The organism is Thermodesulfobacteriota bacterium (assembly GCA_040755095.1).
GTDB lineage: Bacteria > Desulfobacterota > Desulfobulbia > Desulfobulbales > JBFMBH01 > JBFMBH01.
On record JBFMBH010000100.1, the window covers coordinates 1 to 17,499 of the forward strand.

Sequence of the window (17,499 nt, forward strand, 5' to 3'; positions counted from 1 at the left end):
GGCACCAGCGGCTGCGGCGGCGGCGGCGGCGGCGCCACCGGCTGCCGGCACCGCCGAGGGCGACCGACTGGCGCAGGTCTTCTTCAAAGAGGTGACCCCGCCCACCGACCTCCTGCCTGCCGGCGTCCGCCTGGCACCGGGCTTCGAGCCGGGCAGCGGCGAGCCCATCGGCGCCGTGGAGATGACCGTCGGCCGGGCCTGGATCGTCCACCTCGGGGCCAACGTGGCCTACGATGCCGGCCGGGAGCGGCCGCTTTTTGCCGGCGACACCCTGGTCACCGGGGAGAAGGCCCAGCTCAAGGCCCGGCTCAACGACAGGAGCTCCTTTGCCATGGCCGGCCATACCAAGATGGTCCTGGACAAGGCGGTCTACGATCCGGACCAGGATCGGCGGACCTCGGTGCTCCAGGTGCTCTTCGGCCGGGCCCGCTTCCTGGTCAACCGGCTCAAGGGCGGCTATGACCAGGACTTCGAGGTCCGGACCCCCACCGCCATCTGCGGGGTGCGCGGCTCCGACTTCGCCATCGCCGTGCTGCCGGAAGACGCGGCCACGGCCCAGGAGGAGGGCTGGCGGCAGTGGCTGGCCGAGCTTCTCTCGGTCAGGAGCGCCCATGCCCTGGTCGGGGGGGCGCTGGTCACCACGGTTCTTACCGGCACCAACACCACGGTCGGCTTCTCGGGCCTGGTGGGCGGGATGCAGACCCTGGGCTCCGGCATGCTCAGCACCGCCGCCATGGGCGGGGCCGCCACCGGCGGCCTCGGCGTGTCGGCCGGTGTGATGGGCGGCGCCCTGAACGGCATCGGCGCCGGCCTCGGGGCCGCCACCGCCATGCCGCCGGCACTGGAGTAGCCGGATCATGTCCGCCCTCCCCGGACGCCTGCGGCGCAGCCTGGCGGTCTACGCCGTCGGCGTCGCCTTCACGCTGCTGGCGGCCACCGTGGCCCTGGTGGAGCCCGGCTTCTTGCGGGCGGTGGAGACGGGTCTTCTCGACCTGCGCTTCACCGCCCGCGGCCCCCTTGCCGGCGAGCGCTCGGTGGCCATCGTCGCCATCGACGACGCCAGCTTGAGCCGCCTGGGCAAGTGGCCGTGGAAGCGAACCCTTTTTGCCCAGCTCATCGAGATCCTCGGTCGCTCCGGCGCCCGGGTCATCGCCTTCGATATCTTCTTCCAGCCCGACGACCGGGATTCCCTGGCCGACGACACCAAGGCCCTGGCCCGCGCCATCGACCGGGCCGGCAACGTCATCCTGCCGGTCTACTTCAACCTGAGCCGGCAGGAGGCCAGTGGCGTCACCGCTCCGGAGCCGGCCGCCCTCGCCTTTCCGGTGGTGCGCAACCTGGAGGCCCTGGAGCAGGCCGGCCTGGTGAACGGCTTCGACCTGGCGGTGAACGAGCCGGCACTCCAGTCCGCAGCCGCCGGCGCCGGCCACATCAACCTGGTGCCTGATCCGGACGGGGTCACCCGGCAGGAGATTCTGGCGCTCCGTCACGCCGGCCTGTACATCCCCTCCTTCTCCCTGCAGGTGGCCAGACGCCTCCTGGCTGACCGCCAGGACCGCCTGGAGCTGGTGGGCGGCCAGGGGGTGCTGGTGGGCGACCGGTCGGTGGCCGTGGAGCCTTTGGCCCTGGGCGAGGCCCGGCTGTGGGGCACCCGGGTCATCAACTGGCGGGGCGACTACCGCAGCTTCGACTACTTCTCCGCGGCTGACGTCCTGGCCGAGCGCTTTCCCACCGCCGCCTTCCAGCGCAAGATCGTCCTGGTGGGAGCCACCTCCCCCGGCCTCTACGACGCCATTGCCACGCCGTTCTCACCCCTCTTCCCGGGGGTGGAGAAGAACGCCAACGCCATCGACAACATCCTCCGGGACGACTTCATCCGCCGGCCGGCGTCGGCGGATCTGCTTTCCGTGCTCTTCTGTCTCGGCCTGGGCCTGACCCTGACCCTGCTCCTGCCGCAGCTCGCCATGCTGGCCCAGGGGGTGGTGATCCTCGCCGCCTTCGGCCTGGTGGCGGCCACCGGCCAGGTGCTCTTCACCCGCAGCCTCCTCTGGCTGCCCCTGGCCGCGCCCCTGGCCACGGTGGCTCTGGTCTCCCTGGCCATGCTCCTGGCCCTGTTCCTCAAGACCCGCCAGGAGCATGCCGAGGTGGTGGAGGAGCGGTTCGAGACCATTGTCGAGCTGGGCCTGGCCTACCAGCAGAAAGGCCTCCTGGAGCTGGCCTACCAGCACTTCGCCAAGCTGCCCCTAAACGACGATTCCTGCCGCCTCCTGTACAACCTGGCCGTGGAGCTGCAGCGCAAGCGCAAGAGCGACCTGGCCATCACCATCCTCAAGAAGCTCTACGCCGCCAACCGGGCCTACGAGGACGTGGCAGCCCGCCTCAAGGAGCTGGGCATCGAGGTGCTGGCGCCGGCCGCCGCCCCGGACCGGCAGGGCACGGTCACCTTCGTGACGCGGCAGGCCAGCGCCGAGGAGACCAGCATCCTGAAGCCCGGCCAGACCCTGGGCCGCTACGAGGTGCAGCGCCTCCTGGGCCGGGGCAACATGGGTGCGGTCTACCTGGCCCAGGACCCTACCATCGACCGGCCGGTGGCCATCAAGACCTTCCACCTCACCCGCTTCGCCGAGGCCGAGGATCTGGCCGAGCTCAAGCGCACCTTCGTGCGGGAGGCCCAGATGGCGGGCCGTCTCAACCACCCCAATATCGTCACCATCTTCGATGCCGGCGAGGACTGGGACCTGTCCTTTATCGCCATGGAGGTGCTGGAGGGGGTGGAGCTCAAGACGTACTGCCAGCCGAACCGACTCCTGCCCCTGCCCCGGGTGCTGGAGATCGTGCGCACCATCGCCCTGGCCCTGGACTATGCCCACAGCCACGGGGTGGTGCACCGGGACGTCAAGCCCGCCAACATCATGGTCCTGCCCAGCGGCCAGCTCAAGCTCACCGATTTCGGCATCGCTCTGGTGCGGGGGGAGATGGCGCGCATCGCCGGCACCCCCAGCTACATGGCGCCCGAGCAGCTGTCCGACGGGCCGGTGGATGGCCGGACCGATCTGTATGCCCTGGGGGTGGTGCTCTTCGAGCTGTTGTCCGGCCGGAAGCCCTTCGCGGCCAGCGACTTTACCCAGCTCCGCCGCCAGATCCTCACCCAGCCGCCACCCCGCATCGCCTCCCTGGTGCCGGAGCTGCCACCCGCCCTGGACGAGGTGGTGGCACGCCTGCTGGCCAAGGCTCCGGACGACCGTTTTTCGGGCGGCTGGGAGCTGGACGAGGCCTTGTCCCGGGTGACAGCGGCCTCGGCCACGATGGCACCCGCCGGCACCAGGACCACGGCTGCGGTCGCCGGCGCCCCGGAGGCCGCGGACGCCACCATGGTCCTGGCCGGTGCCGCGGGCCAGGAGCGCCCGCCGGCCAGCCCCGAGGCCACGGTGGTCCTGGATGAAAAGCGGTAGGGCCGGGCTGCCGGTCCTGCTCCTGGCCCTGGGTCTCTTGGCCTGCGGCTGCGGCCTGCCGCAGCCGCAGCCAGTCGCGCCTGCGCCCCCGGATGCCGCCTTTCTGGTGGGGGGCGCCCAAAGCCGGCCCACCGCCGACCTTGAAGCCCTGGTCCGGGATCTGGCTCCCGGTGCCCCTGCCGAGGAGCGGCTGGCCGCCCTGCTCCGGCGGGTCACCGAGATCTTCGCCTTCGATCCCTGGCAAAACGAGGCCCAGCTCGGCGCCACCGCCACAGAGCTGGCCGGCCGCCGTTTCCTCGGGGGCTGCGGTGCGTACGCCCTGGTGGAGCTGGGCCTCATCCGGGCCATGGGCCTGCCGGCCCGCCTGGTGCTCACCGCCGACGCCGACTGGATCGTCCGCTACCGGGAGGCGGGGCTGAGCATGCCCTCCGGCCATGCCTTCATCGAGGTCTGGAGCCAGGGCCGGTGGCTCTTGCTGGACCCCACCTTCTTCATCCTTTTCGACGGCCACCGGCCGGACCGTCCGTTCTACCCCCGGCGCCAGGTCTTCGTGGCTCGGGGCCTGGACTTCTGGGACCTGGGCCTCCAGGACACCGCCCTCCTCCTGGACCTCTACGAGGCGGCCAGCCGCGTCGCGCCTCTCCCCTGGCAGGATCCTGAGCTTTCGGCGATCTTCACCCTGGCCATCGATCCACCCGCCATCCTCACCGCCGCCGCGCAACGGTTCCTGGAGGAGAGGCGCTTCCCCGAGGCGGAAGAGCGCCTGGCCAAGGCCCTCCGCCAGGACCCCGCCTACCGGCCGGCCCTGGTGCTCCGGGGCCGGCTGGCCTTTCTGCGCCAGGACTATGCTGCCGCCCTGGACGACTTCGAGGCGGTGGTGACCGCAGCCCCCCGGGAGCCGGACGGCTATGTGTGGCGAGCCCATGCCCAGGACAGCCTGGGCCGCCGGGACCTCATGTGCCGGGACCTGGCCCAGGCCTGCCTGCTCGGCAGCTGCCAGGGCCAGACCTGGGCCAAGGCCGGCCGGCTGTGCCCGTGACAAGGACGACAACTTCTTCGCCTTCCCCAAAAGATTTTCAGCCCATCCGGGATGAACGGCAGGAAGGCGGGTGCACGACAGCCCGCCCCGGGCGGCAAGACAGCCAGTGCCAGGATGGCACGTCTCTTGCTGTTATGTCGAGGTGTACAGGGTTCGCGGAGAAGGGAAGGGAACGACCTGCGAGGATGCCGCCATGCCAGATGCCAGCCAGCCCTATGACCTCACCAGCCTGGAAGACCTCTTCGCCTGTGTCGAGATCCTCACCCGGGCGCGGATGGCGGTGCTCGACACCGACGCCTCCCTGGCCGCCGACCTGGGCAAGCTGACCCACACCATGATGGCCTTTGCTGAGGCCGACACCGGCCACCCGGGCCTTGAGCCCCCGGCCCGGCGCCGCTCAGGGCCGCCGGCCGACGAGGCCGGCCTGCCGCGCTGGGCACCCGACGACAGCTCGCCCCCACCCCGCTCGGCCCCTGGCCGGTCCAAGAGCCAAGGCCAGGTCGTGGACATTCTCACCGGACAGGTGGTGTGCTCCCTGTAGCGAATATCGAATATCGAACAAGGAATGTCCAACCGCAGAAGGGACCGGCAGAACGGATCCGAAACGTCAATACCGGTCCCTTCAACCTTCGAAATTCCTTGTTGGACCTTCTGCGGTTCGTCTTTCACGGTAAGCCATCACTCCTGGTCATGGTCCAACAGGGGCGGCGGCTCCTCCGCCTCGGTCGCCGGGGCGGGCGCCGGCGGCAAGGCGGCGCCCGGTACCGGGCCCCTCCCCCGCCGCCAGATGGTGTTCTGATACCGGCAAGCCTGGCAGCGAAACCGCACCGGCTCGGTGGCGGGATCGACGTCCAGCACGTTCTTGGCTCCGCAATCCTCGCAGAAGAGCAGCATGTCTTTTTCCCCTGGGCCCGGCTCAGTCCCGGCCCAGCCGCTTCCTGAAGCGCGCCCACCAGCCCGTGGCGGGCGCCGGCGGAGAAGGCGGCGATAACGGCTTCCCCGTCCCGGCCGGGGCTTCCTCCAGCACCTGGGTTTTCTCGAAGCCGGTCGTGGCGGCCTCGGCAGGGGGCACCGCCGCCGGGGCCGGCGCGGGCGGCGGCAGCTCCGGCTGGGCGGCCGGCGCCGGCGGCAAAGTTTCTGGCACCGGCTCGGCCGCAGCCGGCGCCGCGACCTCTGTTCTCGGCGCCACGGCGGGCTCCGGCGGCCGCGCCGGAGGGGGCGGTGCCACGGCCTGGAAGAGTGCCTTCTCGATCCCCAGGTAGCGGCCCACCGCACCCACCACCGCCGCCAGCGCCTCCGGGGGCGGCGGCGCAGCCTGGCGGCCGAGAAGCACCAGATCGGCGGCCAGGGCCCGGCCGAGATCCCAGGCCGGCGGCGGCGCCTTCAGACCGGCCCGATCCAGAAGGCCGGCCAGGCGGGCCAGGAGCTGCAGCAGCAGCCCGAGAGCCGGCTCCTGGCGGCAACCGGCCTGGCAAGCCACCAGGGCCCGGGCCAGCTCCCGGAAGTCGGCGCCGGGGCCAAGACCGGCCACGATGGCCTGCAGCCGCTCCAGAGCCGCCAGCCGCTGGGGGTCCACCGGCGGCGGAGCCGGCGGCGGCGGGCTGGGCGGCGCTGGCGGCGGCTGGACGGTTGGCGGGGACGGAACAGCGGTGGCCGGCCGAGGCGGAGCAGCAACCGGCGCTGGCCGGGGGGCGGCAGGCTCCGGCACCGGTGCCGGCTCCAGCTCCAGCCGCACCACCTCGGCCTCGGCGTCCGGGGTGAAGCCGAACACCGCCTCGAGCTGGGCCTCGGTGTCCGCCACCGCCTCCTGGTCCGGCCGCTCCAGCTGCACCTGCCGGGGCTCGTCCGGGGCCGGCCGCTCCGGCTCCGGCATCCGCAGGAGCTCCACCTCGGTCGCCGCCCCGGCCGGTGCCGCACCGAGGTCGAGAGCCACCACCTCCTCTGCCCCGGATATCGGCTGGGCGCCGGCCTCGACCCCGAAGAAGTCGTCCAGCCGGGCCTGCACCTCCGGCGCCGCCGCGATCGGCTGCGGCCGCAGGATGGCCGCCGCCGGCTCGGGCTCCAGGTGGGCCAGGGCCGGGGTGAGGGCCGCGCCCGCCGGCGAAGCCGCCGTGGCTGGCCGGGGCGGGGCCGCGGCTGCCGGCCCGCCGGCCAGGCGGCCCTTGAGGGCGTTGTACCGGTCGAGCTCCCCTTGCACCAGCTCCTTCTTCCGCTGGTCGGACATGCCCGGAGACAGCACCACCCGCTCCAGGCTGTTGTAGACCGAGTAGAGCAGGCGGATCGCCTCGGGGTGGGCCCGGGCCTTGTGGGTGGCGACGTGCTTGCCCAGGGCCCGCAGGATGCGCAGGAAGGCCAGGAGCAGCCGCTGGTCCTGCCAGAGCCGCTCCAGATGCAGCACCTCCCGGTCGAACCGGTCCATGACCTGGTCGGTGATCTCCCAGTCCATGGACAGGACCACCTGCTTGAGACCGGTGATCGGGGAGTCAATCTCGCCGAGGGCGTGCATACGCTCCCCGCCAGTCTGGACATCCTCCTCGTCCTCCTGGACAAAAAGATCCATCAGATCAACGTATTGCACAGAGCCCTTCTTTGAAGCCACCGGCTACCTCCCGTTACACCAGCTCCTTTTGGATGGCGGCCAAGGTCATGGAAATGATCTTCTTGAGGGTGGCAATGACGTTGCCACCAGTCAGGGCGCTGGCCTCGAAGGCCGGCGCGCGCAGGCGGCTGTTCAGGTCCTGCTGCAAGGTCTCCACCGGGAGCACCGGCACACCGCTGGACTTGAGATCCATCTTGTTGTACTGCATCACCAGGGGGATCTTGAGGATGTCCAGGTTGTACGAGGCGAGGTTCTCCTGCAGGTTGTTGAGAGATTCGATGTTCTTCTCCCGCTGCTCCACCTGGGCATCGGCTACGAACACCACCCCGTCCACCCCTTTCAGGACCAGCTTGCGGGTGGCATTGTACTTGACCTGGCCAGGCACGGTGTAGAGCTGGATGCGCACCTCGTAGCCTTTGATCTTGCCGATGTCGAAGGGCAGGAAATCGAAGAACAGCGTCCGGTCGCCATGGGTTTTCAGGCTGACCATCTCCGTCTTCAACAGATGCCGATACTTGTCGTTGATGAACTCGAGGTTGGTGGTCTTGCCACCCCGGCCAGGACCGTAGTAGACGATCTTGACCTGCACCTCCTTGTTCTTGATATTGATGAATGCCAAGGCAGGCCTCTCCTCTTGATTCTGAATCCCCTGCCGGTGCCGCTGTCGAGCTCGACTCCGGACAGAGGGGCAGCCGCTCGGCGGGCTGACGCCTCGCGCGGCGAGACAGGCTGGTGGCGTGCCGAAAGCAGCGGCGCCAGCGGCTAGCCGCTGGCGGCCGGCTGGCCGCAAAGGGCCCGAATCTTCTCGATCAGGGCGGCCACCTTCAGCCGCAAGAGACCCAGGGACAGATCCCGGTTGAACATGCTGATCAGCAGAAGGTCATCGGTCACCTTGCTGAAATGGATGCTGGAGCGCTCGCCGCGGTGAAAAAGAAGAGAAAACTCTTTTTCGCCGACGATCTTGGCCATGGAATCCACGGTGGCGAAGTTGCCCGCGGCCAGGGCGGCCAGGGCATAGGTGTCGTAGGTGCAGCGGCCGTTGTCGCACTTGGCCACGGTGTTGCCAGCGGTGTCGATGAGGAGCACGCATTCGACGCCAATGGCAATGAGATCCTCTTTCAAGGCAGCTTCGATCCCTTCGAGCTGCCGCTCATCCACGATGCCGTAGTTCATGCCACTCTCTCCCCTTGCCCACACCTGGCCAGGCATCCCCGTTGTGGCCCGCCGCCGCGGGGTGCCGCCAACCGTCTCCTCACTCTGCCCGGGCGACCGGGCGGCCGCCGCCGGCGTTCTCCTCGTCGATCTGCCGCAGCCCCTCCATGAGCAGGTTCATGAAGCCGCCGATAGGTGGCCGCCGCATGTCCTCCAGGGGCACAGATGGGGTGAAGACGAAGCGGCCGTCCCGCTCCTTGAGGATGGCGAAGAAGGCCGCCGTGCCCTTGTCGCTGCGGTAGCGGGCCGACACCACCTCGCCGTCCACGAAGATGACCTTGGCCTTGCCGGCCGGCAGGTCCAGATCCACCACCCCGGTCTTGGTGTTGTCATGAAGCATTTGCAAAATCTCTGCCGCCGACAGCTCCAGCAGCCGGCCCTGCATGCCACTGGCAATCTCGTCCCGCTGGGCGAGGGCCGAGGAAAAACGCTGCACCAGGAGCCGGGTGAAGGCCATCTGCAGATGGGGATGGCGGGCCAGGATATGGCTGAGATCCTTGCCGGAGAGGACCAGCACCTTCACGGCGTCCACCGCCCGGACCGTGGCACTGATGGGCCGGCCGCTGATGAGGCTCATCTCGCCGAAGATCTCGCCCTGGGACAGAAAGCCGAAGGTGAGATCATGGCTGTTCAGGAGCGCCACCTGGCCGGAGACTACAATATACAGGTTGCGGCCCGGGTGCCCGATGTGGAGGATCGTTTCCTCCGGCTCGAAGGCCTTCATGGTCAGGCAGGAGACGATATCCTTCAGGGATTCCTCCTCCAGGGCCTGAAAAAAGGAGAAGGTGGACAAGAGGTTGGCCAGGGTGCCCAGCTTTCTGGCCTGCTCCTTCTTGGCCGCCTGGGCCAGGATCTGCATCTGCCGGGTCTGGTAGCGGGTGGCCTCACCCACCGTCAGCTTGATGATGCCGGAGCAGCCCGGGCAGTTGAACTCCTTCCTGGGCACCGTCTCGGCACCCACCTCGGCCTCCAGGTCCTGGGAGAGCAGGCCGGTGATCACCCGGGACAGGAACAGGCAGACCGGCTTGCCCGCCGGCGGGGCCAAGGCGATGCCCTCCAGCGTGAACTGGTCCTCGCTCACATACAGGGGGCAGTCCCGCATCTCGGTGACCGTGAAACGCTTCTCAAGAAGACTCATGGGGCTTTCCTCCGAACCGTGTTCTCATGTTGCCATACTACGACTTCCGGGGCAAACCCCAATTTGGCGGGTCGGACCGGGCCGGAGCGCGGCCCCTGAAACGGCTTTCCGCGCCCCTCGCAAGATTTTTTCGCGGGGCCGTTGCTCCGGTGCGGCCGGCGGCCTTTTCCCTTGCCAGGGTCTTGGCCGGTGTGCAACAACCAAGGAAGGATGGCCAGACGGCCGGCCTTTCGTGTCCGCTCCTGTTCAGCCTTTCGGAGGTCCCCCGCGTCATGGATGTATCGTGCAAGTCCTGTGGCGGCCGCTTCCATCTCCCGGATGAGAAGGTGCCGCCGAACACGGTTGTCGCCCTGCCCTGTCCCAAGTGCCACGAGAAGATCGTGGTCGACACCCGGGTGGCCGTGCCGGCGCCGGCCGAGGAGCCGGAGCTCTTCGGCGACGATGTGGAGCTGGCCCTCCTGTGCCTGGCCGGCAGCGAGGACCGCAACCAGACCATCCTGGCGGCGGTCAGCCAGCTCGGCTTCCGCGCCGTGCCGGCAGACAACTTCGAGCGCTTCGACAACCTGCTGCGCTTCAACCGCTTCGGCCTGGTGCTCCTGGACGAGGGCTTCGATCCGCGGAACGGCCGCAACCCCACCCTGGAGCTGTTGCAGGCCATGCCGATGAGCGTGCGGCGGGAGATGATCGTCGGCCTCATCACCAGCCGTTTCCCCACCTTCGACTCCATCCACGCCTTCGGTCTGTCCGTGGACTTCATCATGAGCCCGCAGGATCTCAAGGCCATCAGCCAGATCCTGAAGAAGGCCATCAGCGAGCACGAGCAGACCTACAAGGTCTTCACCGAGTGCCAGCAGCTGGCGACCAAATAGGCCTGCCGGCAGGATTCCCATGGCCGGCCCGGACTTTGACCTCGGCATCATCGGCGGCGGGGCCGCTGGCCTGACCATCGCCGCCGGCGCCGCCCAGCTGGGCGCCCGCACCCTCCTCATCGAGCGGGAGCCCGCCCTGGGCGGTGACTGCCTGCACCACGGCTGCGTGCCGTCGAAGACCCTGATCCGCACCGCCGGCGTCTACCACCTCATGGGTCAGGGACCCCGCTTCGGTCTGCCGGCCGTGGCGCGGCCGCCGGTGGATTTTGCCGCCGTCGGCCGCCGCATCCGGGACGTGATCGCCGCCATCCAGGTCCACGATTCGCAAGAGCGCTTCTGCTCCCTGGGCGTCCGGGTCCTCGTCGCGGGCAGCCGGTCTTTGCCGACGAGCACACGGTGGAGCTGGCCGGCCGCCGCCTTGCGGCCCGCTTCTGGGCCATCGCCACCGGCTCGGCGCCCGCCATCCCCGACCTCCCGGGTCTGGCCAGCACCCCCTTTCTCACCAACCGCGTGGGCCTGGGCCTGGCCCGGCTGGGCATCCCGGCGGACAGCCGGGGCATCCCGGTGGACGCCCGCCTGCGCACTGCCCGGAAGCACATCTTCGCGGCGGGCGATGTCCTGGGCCACCACCAGTTCACCCATGCCGCCGGCTACGAGGGTGGCATTGTGGTCGCCAACGCCATCTTCCGCCTGCCCCGGAAGGCCGACTACCGCTGGCTGCCCCACTGCACCTACACCGACCCGGAGCTGGCCGGCCTGGGCCTCACCGAGCGCCAGGCCCAGGAGGCCGGCCTCGACTACCGGCTGGTCGTGGAGGATTTCGCCGCCAACGACCGGGCCCAGGCGGAAGGCTCGCCCCACGGCCGCCTCAAGGTCCTCCTCGACCGCCGGCGGCGCCCCTTGGGCGTCCAGATCCTGGGCCCCCATGCCGGCGAGCTGCTCAACGAATGGGTGGCGGTCGCAGGCGGCGGCCTGAGCCTTGCCACCCTGGCCGGCAGCGTCCACCCCTACCCCACCCTGGGCGAGATCAACAAGCGCCTGGCGGGGAGGGTGCTGGCCCAGAAGCTCTTCTCAGCGCCGGTGCGCCAGGGCCTGCGCCTGTTCTTCAACCTGAAGGGCCGCGCCTGCGGCAGCGACTGAGCCCGCCCCGGCGGCATCGTCTTGGCCTGGTATCCAGCCAATGTTCTGGCTACAGAGTTTGGGGAAAGGTGCCAGGGCTCTACCCGCAGCCTGTTCTCCCTTGCCAGCCTTTGGGCCTCCTCTCAAGCTGGTGTATTGACACCCTCTCCGCTCTTGTGCGACAAGGGCGCATGGCGTGCCGCCCCGGGCAGGCCGGGGGTCGCCGGTCAACCGAACAACAACAAGGGACCTGAAGGAGGAAACGGCCATGGCAATCATGCACGGTATGGGTTGGGAAAGGGACCTCCCGGACTTCCGGGATCTGACCCCGGAATCGGCGGCCATCGACGGCATCCGCAGCCAGTCCAAGGCGTTCCAGGGGCAAGCCAAGAAACCGGCGGCGGTGGACCTCCGGGCCTGGTGCTCGGCGATCGAGGATCAGGGGCAGCTGGGCTCCTGCACCGCCAACGCCGGCGTCGGCCTCCTGGAGTACTTCCAGCGCCGGGCCTTCGGCAAGCACCTCGACGGCTCCCGCCTCTTCCTCTACAAGACCACCCGCAGCCTTCTGGGCTGGACCGGCGACCAGGGGGCCTATCTGCGGGCCACCATGAAGGCGATGGTCCTCTTCGGCGTGCCGCCGGAGAGCTACTGGCCTTACGACATCCCCCGCTTCGACACCGAGCCTCCGGCCTTCTGCTACGCCTTCGGCCAGAGCTACCAGGCCATCAAGTACTACCGCCTGGACCCGCCGGGTCAGTCCACGGACAAGACCCTGGCCATCCTCAAGGCCGGGCTGGCTGCCGGTCTGCCGGCCATGTTCGGCTTCACGGTTTACAGCTCCATCCCGGCCGCCGGCGACGGCAAGGGCGAGATCCCCTTCCCCGTGCCGGGGGATGCTGTGGAGGGGGGCCATGCCGTGGTGGCGGTGGGCTACGACGACAAGAAGAAGATCGGCGCCGAGACCGGAGCGATCTGCATCCGCAACTCCTGGGGCCGGGGCTGGGGCGAGGGCGGCTACGGCTGGCTGCCCTACGCCTATGTGCTGGCCGGCCTGGCGGTGGACTTCTGGTCCCTGGTCCAGGCCGAATTCGTGGACACCGATCTGTTCCAATAACCCGGAAGACGGACATAGCCATCATCCCCGCGTGCCAGTGCCCGGGCGGCCGAGCACGGATCCCGCCGGGAACATCCGGGTCGATCCTGATCCCCTCCCCTTCCTCCTCTCCGGCTCACGACTTGGGGCTACTCGGCCACCGCCGGCCGCAGGCGGAAGAGCCCTTCGGTGCCGCTGTCACTGGTGAAGTAGATGGCTCCGTCCGGGGCCACGGCCAGTCCCACCGGCCGGGCCCAGCGGGAGCCGTCCTCCTGCTGGAAGCCGGTGACCAGATCGTCCACCCGCCGGGCCTCGCCGTCCTCGAAGCGCACCACCACCAGCTTGGGGTGCCGGCGGCTGGCCGGATCACCCCAGAAGCCGCCGCTGGGCCGGGTGGCCCAGGAGCCGTGCAGGGCGACGATGGCGTCGCCCGCCAGGTCGCGGTCCGGTGCCCCGGCCGGCACAAAGGCCACCGCCATGGGCGCGCTCCGGGCCGGGAAGACGGCCTCGGGCACCGTGACCTCGGCCTGGGGCCGGGGCGGCGGGCGGAGGATACAGTCATCCCGCCGGAGGGTCCGGCCGTCGTACTGGAACCAGGGCATGCCATGGAAGGAGCCCGGGGCGATGCGGCTGAAATACTCCGGCGGCTGGTCGAAGCCCCAATGGTCCGGGCCGTTGTTGCTGGCAAAGAGCACGCCGGTCTCCGGCTGCCAGGCGAAGCCCACCGGGTTCCGGAGACCGGCGCCGTACGTCTCCCAGCGCGGCTCCCCCCCTTCCTCCCGGAGCACCAGGATGCCGCCCCGGCGCTCGCCGGAGGGATACCCCTCCCCCAGATACTGGTCGCTGCAGTTCCCCTGGATGCCGAGGCCGAGGTAGACCCGGCCGTCCGGGCCGACGGCCACCGTACGGCTGCTGTGCCCGCCGCCGCCGGGGAGAGGGGCAAGAAGCCGGACCGCTTCCGGATCCACCCGGGTCTGCCCTGGCTGGTACGGTGCCCGGTAGAGGCCGCCGGTGCGGGCGATGAGGATCTCGTCCTTGCGGAGCGCCACGGCATGGGGATAGCCGGACAGGCGCATCAGCACCTGGGGCTCGGTGTAGGGGGGTGGCAGCCGGTAGACGGCACCGGATTTGGAGCCGATGAAGAGCTCCCCGCCAGGGCCGAAGGTCATGAGCCGCGGCTCCTGGAGGCGACTGGTCAGAAGCTCCAGCCGGTAGCCCTGGGGGCGCTGCACCGTGACCGCGTCATCGTCCAGCGCCAGCCGCTGCTCGGCCCGGAGCAAAGGGGTCGTGCCGGCGTGCGCCCTGGGGGCGCCCCCCCAGCACGAGAGCGCCAGGATGCTGATGACCAGGCCAATGGCACGCTGCATGGGCGTTCTCCTTGCAGGAACAGGGCTGCCAGGCAGGGCCAGCGGTTGCCGGTCGCCTGGTCGCCGGGGAAGGAAGACTGGTGCTGCGCCCGTCGCTACGGTAGCATGGACCACCGCGAAAGACGAGGCCACGCCGGGCCATGGCTGCACGCGGCTGACCGCAGCGCCCCCGGCCGCTCGCTTCTCTGACTCCAGCCAAGGGATGGCTCCATGGACTATGTCGCGCTCAGGATGCTGTTCGGTGACCGGGGCAAATACCTGGGCCTGGTCTTCGGCATCACCTTCGCTTCCATGGTCATCACCCAGCAGGCCTCCATCTTCGTGGGCATCATGAGCCGCACCTTCGGCCTCATTGCGGATACCACCCAGCCCGACCTCTGGGTCATGGATCCTTTGGTCCAGTACATCGACGATGTGAAGCCCCTGCGCGATACCTACCTGCAGCGGGTACGCAGCGTCGCGGGCGTGGAATGGGCCATGCCCTTCTACAAGGGACTGATCAAGGCGCGCCTGGCCAACGGCCGCTTCCAGAACTGCAACGTGTTCGGCGTGGATGACGCCACCCTGACAGGAGGACCCGCGAAGATGCTGGAGGGGAGCCTTGCCGATCTCCGCCGCAGCGACGGGGTCATTGTCGACGTGGTGGGCGCCTTCGGCCGGTTGGCGCGAGAGTCGCCGGCGCCCGGGGAGCCGCCGGTGCCGCTTCGGGTCGGGGATACCCTGGAGCTGAACGACCACCGGGCGGTGGTGGTGGGGATCTGCCAGGTCTCCCGCACCTTCCAGTCCCAGCCGGTGATCTACACCACCTACTCCCGAGCCACCACGTTTGCCCCCCGGGAGCGGAAGCTGCTCTCCTTCATCCTGGTCAAGGCCGAGTCAGGACAGGCCGTGGCCGAGCTGGCGGAGCGGATCGAGGCGGCCACCGGCCTGGCGGCGCGCAGCCGGGAGGCCTTCCAGCAGCTGACCGTGGGGTACTTTCTGCGCTACACCGGCATCCCCATCAACTTCGGCACCGCGGTGCTTCTGGCCTTCTTTGTCGGCACCGCCATCGTGGGCCAGGTCTTCTACAGCTTCACCCAGGACAACCTGCGCTACTTCGGGGCGCTCAAGGCCATGGGCGCGTCCAACGCCATGCTGGTGAGGATGATCGTGCTCCAGGCCCTCATCGTCGCCCATGTCGGGTACGGGATGGGGGTGGGGGCTGCCTCGCTGTTCGGCTACCTCTCCCGGCGGAGCGAGCTCGCCTTCCGGCTGCTGGGCGAGGTGCTGGTGGTCAGCGCCGGCGCGGTGGTGCTCATCACCGTGCTCTCAGCGGTGGTCAGCATCCGGCGGGTGATGAAGCTCGAGCCCGCCGTGGTGTTCCGGAGCTGACCATGAACAGCGCCGGCAGCATTGCGGTTGACTGCCTCGAGGTGAGCAAGGCCTATGGCCACGGCGAGAGTCGGGTGGTCGCCCTGCGCAGCATCACAGTGACCGTGCACCGCGGCGAGATCCTCATGCTGGTGGGACCATCAGGCTGCGGCAAGACCACCCTCATCTCGGTCATCGCCGGCATCCTCGACCGGGATGGCGGGGCGTGCACGGTGCTGGGCCAGGACTTCCGCCGGATGAAGGAGGCGGAGCGCACCCGCTTCCGGGGCGAGAACATCGGCTTCGTCTTCCAGACCTACAACCTCATCCCGACCTTGACCGCGGCGGAGAACGTGGCGGTGCCGCTGCTCATCCTGGGCCGGGAGCGCCGCGCCGCCCTGGTGACCGCGCAGCAGGCCCTGGAGGCGGTCGGCGTCGGTGATCGCGCCAGGGCCTATCCCGGGGAGCTCTCCGGCGGGCAGGCGCAACGGGTGGCCATCGCCCGGGCCATTGTCCACCAGCCCCGCCTCATCGTCTGCGACGAGCCGACAAGCGCCCTTGATCACGAGACCGGCGCCCGGGTGATGGAGGTGCTGCGCGCCGTGGCCGTGGGCCGCGAGCGCTCCCTCATCATCGTCACCCACGACGACCGCATCTTCGCGTATGCCCATCGCATCGCCCGGATGAGCGACGGCCGGGTGCTCGGTGTCACCGCCGTCGCCGGCGGCGAGGAGGTCCTGTGATCTTCCGCACGTATGGCCTGGCTGTCCTGGCCGCCCTCGGCTTCCTCTTCGCCTTGCACATGGTGGCGCTCGGCAACAAGCCGCAGCCCTTCGCCCCGCCGGTGGTGACGCCAGCCACCCCACCCTACGAGCATTTCGTGGCTGGCGCCGGGATTGTGGAAGCCAGCAGCGAGAACATCGCCGTGGGCACGCCCCTTACCGGGCTGGTCAGCGCCGTGCTGGTGCAGGCCGGCGATCCGGTGCGGCAGGGGCAGCCCCTCTTCCGGCTTGATGACCGCGAGCTCAAGGCCAGGCTGGCCGTCAGCGAAGGGGAGGCCGGCCTGGCCCGGGCACGGCTCGCCCGGCTCAAGGCCGAGCCACGGCCCGAGGACCTCCCGGCCCTGGAGGCCCGGGTGCGGGAGCTGGCCGCGCTCCAGGAGGACGCCGAGCGCCAACTGGCCTTCCGCAACAAGGCCGGGGCCCAGCAGGCCTACTCCCTGGACGAGCTGGAGCGCTTCCGCGCCAGCGCCCGGACGGCCAAGGCCCGTTACGAGAGCGCCGTGGCAGACCTGGCCCGGCTCAAGGCCGGAGCCTGGACCCAGGATGTCGCTGTGGCCGAGCAGGAGCTGGCGGTGACCCTGGCCCGGGTGGAGGCCATCCGCACCGATCTTGAGCGCGCCACGGTAACCTCGCCCCTCGACGGCGAGGTCCTCCAGGTGAAGGTCCACCCTGGGGAGCTCGCCATCGCCGGGGCAGGCAGCGCTCCCCTCCTGCTGCTGGGCGCCACCGCCCCCCTGCACGTCCGGGTGGATGTGGACGAAAACGATGCCTGGCGTATCGAGCCGGGCGGGGCAGCCCAGGCGACCCTGCGCGGCAATCCCGCGGTCCGGGTCGATCTGAGCTTTGTCCGCTTCGAGCCCTATGTGGTGCCCAAGCGGTCGCTCACCGGCGACAGCGCCGAGCGGGTGGATACCCGGGTGCTCCAGGTGCTCTACGCCTTCCACCGGGAGGACCTGCCCATCCTGGTCGGCCAGCAGATGGACGTCTTCATCCGGGCCAACAGCGGCACCGCCCGGCCGGCCGGCACCAGCCCCGGGACGTGAAATCTTTTTCCCCCCCAGGCCAGGAATTTTTCACCCCAGCCAGCTCGGGATCGATCGCCCCCTCCCCGCTCTGTGCCCCCCCGCGCTGCTGGCGCGGGGGGGCAACCCGCTGATCTTGCGGCCAACAATAAGAACTGTTCCCAGCTCCCACCCTGCCGGATCGCCCTCCCCCGCCAGCCTCCTCCGTCCTGAGATGCAAACCTGGCATCACCTTTGCTAAGACTCTGGGCACACGCAGCACGGTGGGCTTGAGCCCTCCCCGGGGACCGTGCCTGGTGTGCTTCTGCCGCCGCGTCCGGCAGATCGATCAACACCGATTTTCGCGCCCCCTATCACCGTCACAGCGGCATAACATCCGCCAGGTGATTCAGGCGAAATGGAGGTTGAGGGTGACACCGTCAAGCCAGGGAAGTTGCCGAGGCAAGTGCTGCCAGGG

The 17,499-nt window shown here is 69.6% G+C and carries 15 protein-coding genes and 1 pseudogene; 10 read left to right on the top strand and 6 right to left on the bottom strand.

Annotation, left to right across the window (positions count from 1 at the left end; translation table 11 throughout):
• From AB1634_13915 to AB1634_13930, 4 genes are all read left to right on the top strand, one after another.
• A partial coding sequence (locus tag AB1634_13915; GenBank protein ID MEW6220610.1) for a FecR family protein occupies positions 1-850 on the top strand: 850 nt, incomplete at its 5' end.
• A gap of 7 nt (positions 851-857) precedes the next feature.
• Positions 858-3,452, top strand: a complete 2,595-nt coding sequence (locus AB1634_13920) for a serine/threonine-protein kinase (GenBank protein MEW6220611.1) — start codon at positions 858-860, stop codon at positions 3,450-3,452.
• Complete coding sequence (locus AB1634_13925; GenBank protein MEW6220612.1) at positions 3,439-4,491, top strand: transglutaminase domain-containing protein; 1,053 nt, start codon at positions 3,439-3,441, stop codon at positions 4,489-4,491. Before AB1634_13920 ends, AB1634_13925 begins: the two co-directional genes overlap by 14 nt.
• Before the next feature lie 193 nt (positions 4,492-4,684).
• Positions 4,685-5,032, top strand: a complete 348-nt coding sequence (locus AB1634_13930) for a hypothetical protein (GenBank protein MEW6220613.1) — start codon at positions 4,685-4,687, stop codon at positions 5,030-5,032.
• A 137-nt stretch (positions 5,033-5,169) separates the two neighbouring features.
• Here the strand turns inward: AB1634_13930 and AB1634_13935 are convergent, their stop codons facing one another.
• The 5 genes from AB1634_13935 to AB1634_13955 form a co-directional block, all read right to left on the bottom strand.
• Positions 5,170-5,385 carry a hypothetical protein gene (locus tag AB1634_13935; GenBank protein MEW6220614.1) on the bottom strand — a complete coding sequence of 72 codons (216 nt, stop codon included), beginning with the start codon at positions 5,383-5,385 and terminating at the stop codon, positions 5,170-5,172.
• A 22-nt stretch (positions 5,386-5,407) separates the two neighbouring features.
• Entirely contained in the window at positions 5,408-7,069 is a 1,662-nt protein-coding gene (locus tag AB1634_13940; GenBank protein ID MEW6220615.1) for a hypothetical protein, read from the bottom strand.
• A 34-nt stretch (positions 7,070-7,103) separates the two neighbouring features.
• Positions 7,104-7,709: a GTPase domain-containing protein gene (locus tag AB1634_13945; protein ID MEW6220616.1), complete on the bottom strand. Its 606-nt coding sequence runs from the start codon at positions 7,707-7,709 to the stop codon at positions 7,104-7,106.
• Positions 7,710-7,852: 143 nt separating this feature from the next.
• Entirely contained in the window at positions 7,853-8,263 is a 411-nt protein-coding gene (locus AB1634_13950; GenBank protein MEW6220617.1) for a roadblock/LC7 domain-containing protein, read from the bottom strand.
• A gap of 79 nt (positions 8,264-8,342) precedes the next feature.
• The gene (locus tag AB1634_13955) at positions 8,343-9,440 is read right to left on the bottom strand and encodes a DUF4388 domain-containing protein (protein MEW6220618.1); all 1,098 of its coding nucleotides are present in this window, start codon (positions 9,438-9,440) and stop codon (positions 8,343-8,345) included.
• 272 nt (positions 9,441-9,712) lie between these two features.
• Between AB1634_13955 and AB1634_13960 the strand changes: the two genes are divergently transcribed.
• The 3 genes and pseudogenes from AB1634_13960 (at position 9,713) to AB1634_13970 (ending at position 12,542) form a co-directional block, all read left to right on the top strand.
• Positions 9,713-10,309 carry a zinc-ribbon domain-containing protein gene (locus AB1634_13960; GenBank protein MEW6220619.1) on the top strand — a complete coding sequence of 199 codons (597 nt, stop codon included), beginning with the start codon at positions 9,713-9,715 and terminating at the stop codon, positions 10,307-10,309.
• 19 nt (positions 10,310-10,328) lie between these two features.
• A pseudogene (locus AB1634_13965) lies at positions 10,329-11,449 on the top strand (FAD-dependent oxidoreductase).
• A 247-nt stretch (positions 11,450-11,696) separates the two neighbouring features.
• A complete protein-coding gene (locus AB1634_13970; GenBank protein ID MEW6220620.1) occupies positions 11,697-12,542 on the top strand; it encodes a C1 family peptidase in 846 nt (281 codons plus the stop codon).
• A gap of 128 nt (positions 12,543-12,670) precedes the next feature.
• On the opposite strand, the gene AB1634_13975 is transcribed toward AB1634_13970, so the two are convergent.
• The gene (locus AB1634_13975) at positions 12,671-13,888 is read right to left on the bottom strand and encodes a sugar dehydrogenase (protein ID MEW6220621.1); all 1,218 of its coding nucleotides are present in this window, start codon (positions 13,886-13,888) and stop codon (positions 12,671-12,673) included.
• 210 nt (positions 13,889-14,098) lie between these two features.
• Here AB1634_13975 and AB1634_13980 point away from each other — a divergent pair, with 210 nt between their 5' ends.
• From AB1634_13980 to AB1634_13990, 3 genes are read left to right on the top strand one after another with little or no spacing between them, the layout of a single operon-like run.
• Positions 14,099-15,259, top strand: coding sequence for an ABC transporter permease (locus AB1634_13980; GenBank protein ID MEW6220622.1), 1,161 nt, complete (start codon positions 14,099-14,101; stop codon positions 15,257-15,259).
• 2 nt (positions 15,260-15,261) lie between these two features.
• Complete coding sequence (locus AB1634_13985; GenBank protein MEW6220623.1) at positions 15,262-15,981, top strand: ABC transporter ATP-binding protein; 720 nt, start codon at positions 15,262-15,264, stop codon at positions 15,979-15,981.
• A complete protein-coding gene (locus AB1634_13990) occupies positions 15,978-17,063 on the top strand; it encodes an HlyD family efflux transporter periplasmic adaptor subunit (GenBank protein ID MEW6220624.1) in 1,086 nt (361 codons plus the stop codon). The genes AB1634_13985 and AB1634_13990 overlap by 4 nt, the downstream gene beginning before the upstream one ends.
• Positions 17,064-17,499 lie beyond the last annotated feature (436 nt).

Excerpts from the sequence above, each read along its gene's own strand:
- AB1634_13920 (MEW6220611.1), top strand. The coding sequence starts at position 858 with ATGTCCGCCCTCCCCGGACGCCTGCGGCGCAGCCTGGCGGTCTACGCC.
- AB1634_13975 (MEW6220621.1), bottom strand. The coding sequence starts at position 13,888 with ATGCAGCGTGCCATTGGCCTGGTCATCAGCATCCTGGCGCTCTCGTGC.
- AB1634_13970 (MEW6220620.1), top strand. The coding sequence starts at position 11,697 with ATGGCAATCATGCACGGTATGGGTTGGGAAAGGGACCTCCCGGACTTC.
- AB1634_13930 (MEW6220613.1), top strand. The coding sequence starts at position 4,685 with ATGCCAGATGCCAGCCAGCCCTATGACCTCACCAGCCTGGAAGACCTC.
- AB1634_13980 (MEW6220622.1), top strand. The coding sequence starts at position 14,099 with ATGGACTATGTCGCGCTCAGGATGCTGTTCGGTGACCGGGGCAAATAC.
- AB1634_13985 (MEW6220623.1), top strand. The coding sequence starts at position 15,262 with ATGAACAGCGCCGGCAGCATTGCGGTTGACTGCCTCGAGGTGAGCAAG.
- AB1634_13925 (MEW6220612.1), top strand. The coding sequence starts at position 3,439 with ATGAAAAGCGGTAGGGCCGGGCTGCCGGTCCTGCTCCTGGCCCTGGGT.
- AB1634_13935 (MEW6220614.1), bottom strand. The coding sequence starts at position 5,385 with ATGCTGCTCTTCTGCGAGGATTGCGGAGCCAAGAACGTGCTGGACGTC.
- AB1634_13950 (MEW6220617.1), bottom strand. The coding sequence starts at position 8,263 with ATGAACTACGGCATCGTGGATGAGCGGCAGCTCGAAGGGATCGAAGCT.
- AB1634_13960 (MEW6220619.1), top strand. The coding sequence starts at position 9,713 with ATGGATGTATCGTGCAAGTCCTGTGGCGGCCGCTTCCATCTCCCGGAT.
- AB1634_13955 (MEW6220618.1), bottom strand. The coding sequence starts at position 9,440 with ATGAGTCTTCTTGAGAAGCGTTTCACGGTCACCGAGATGCGGGACTGC.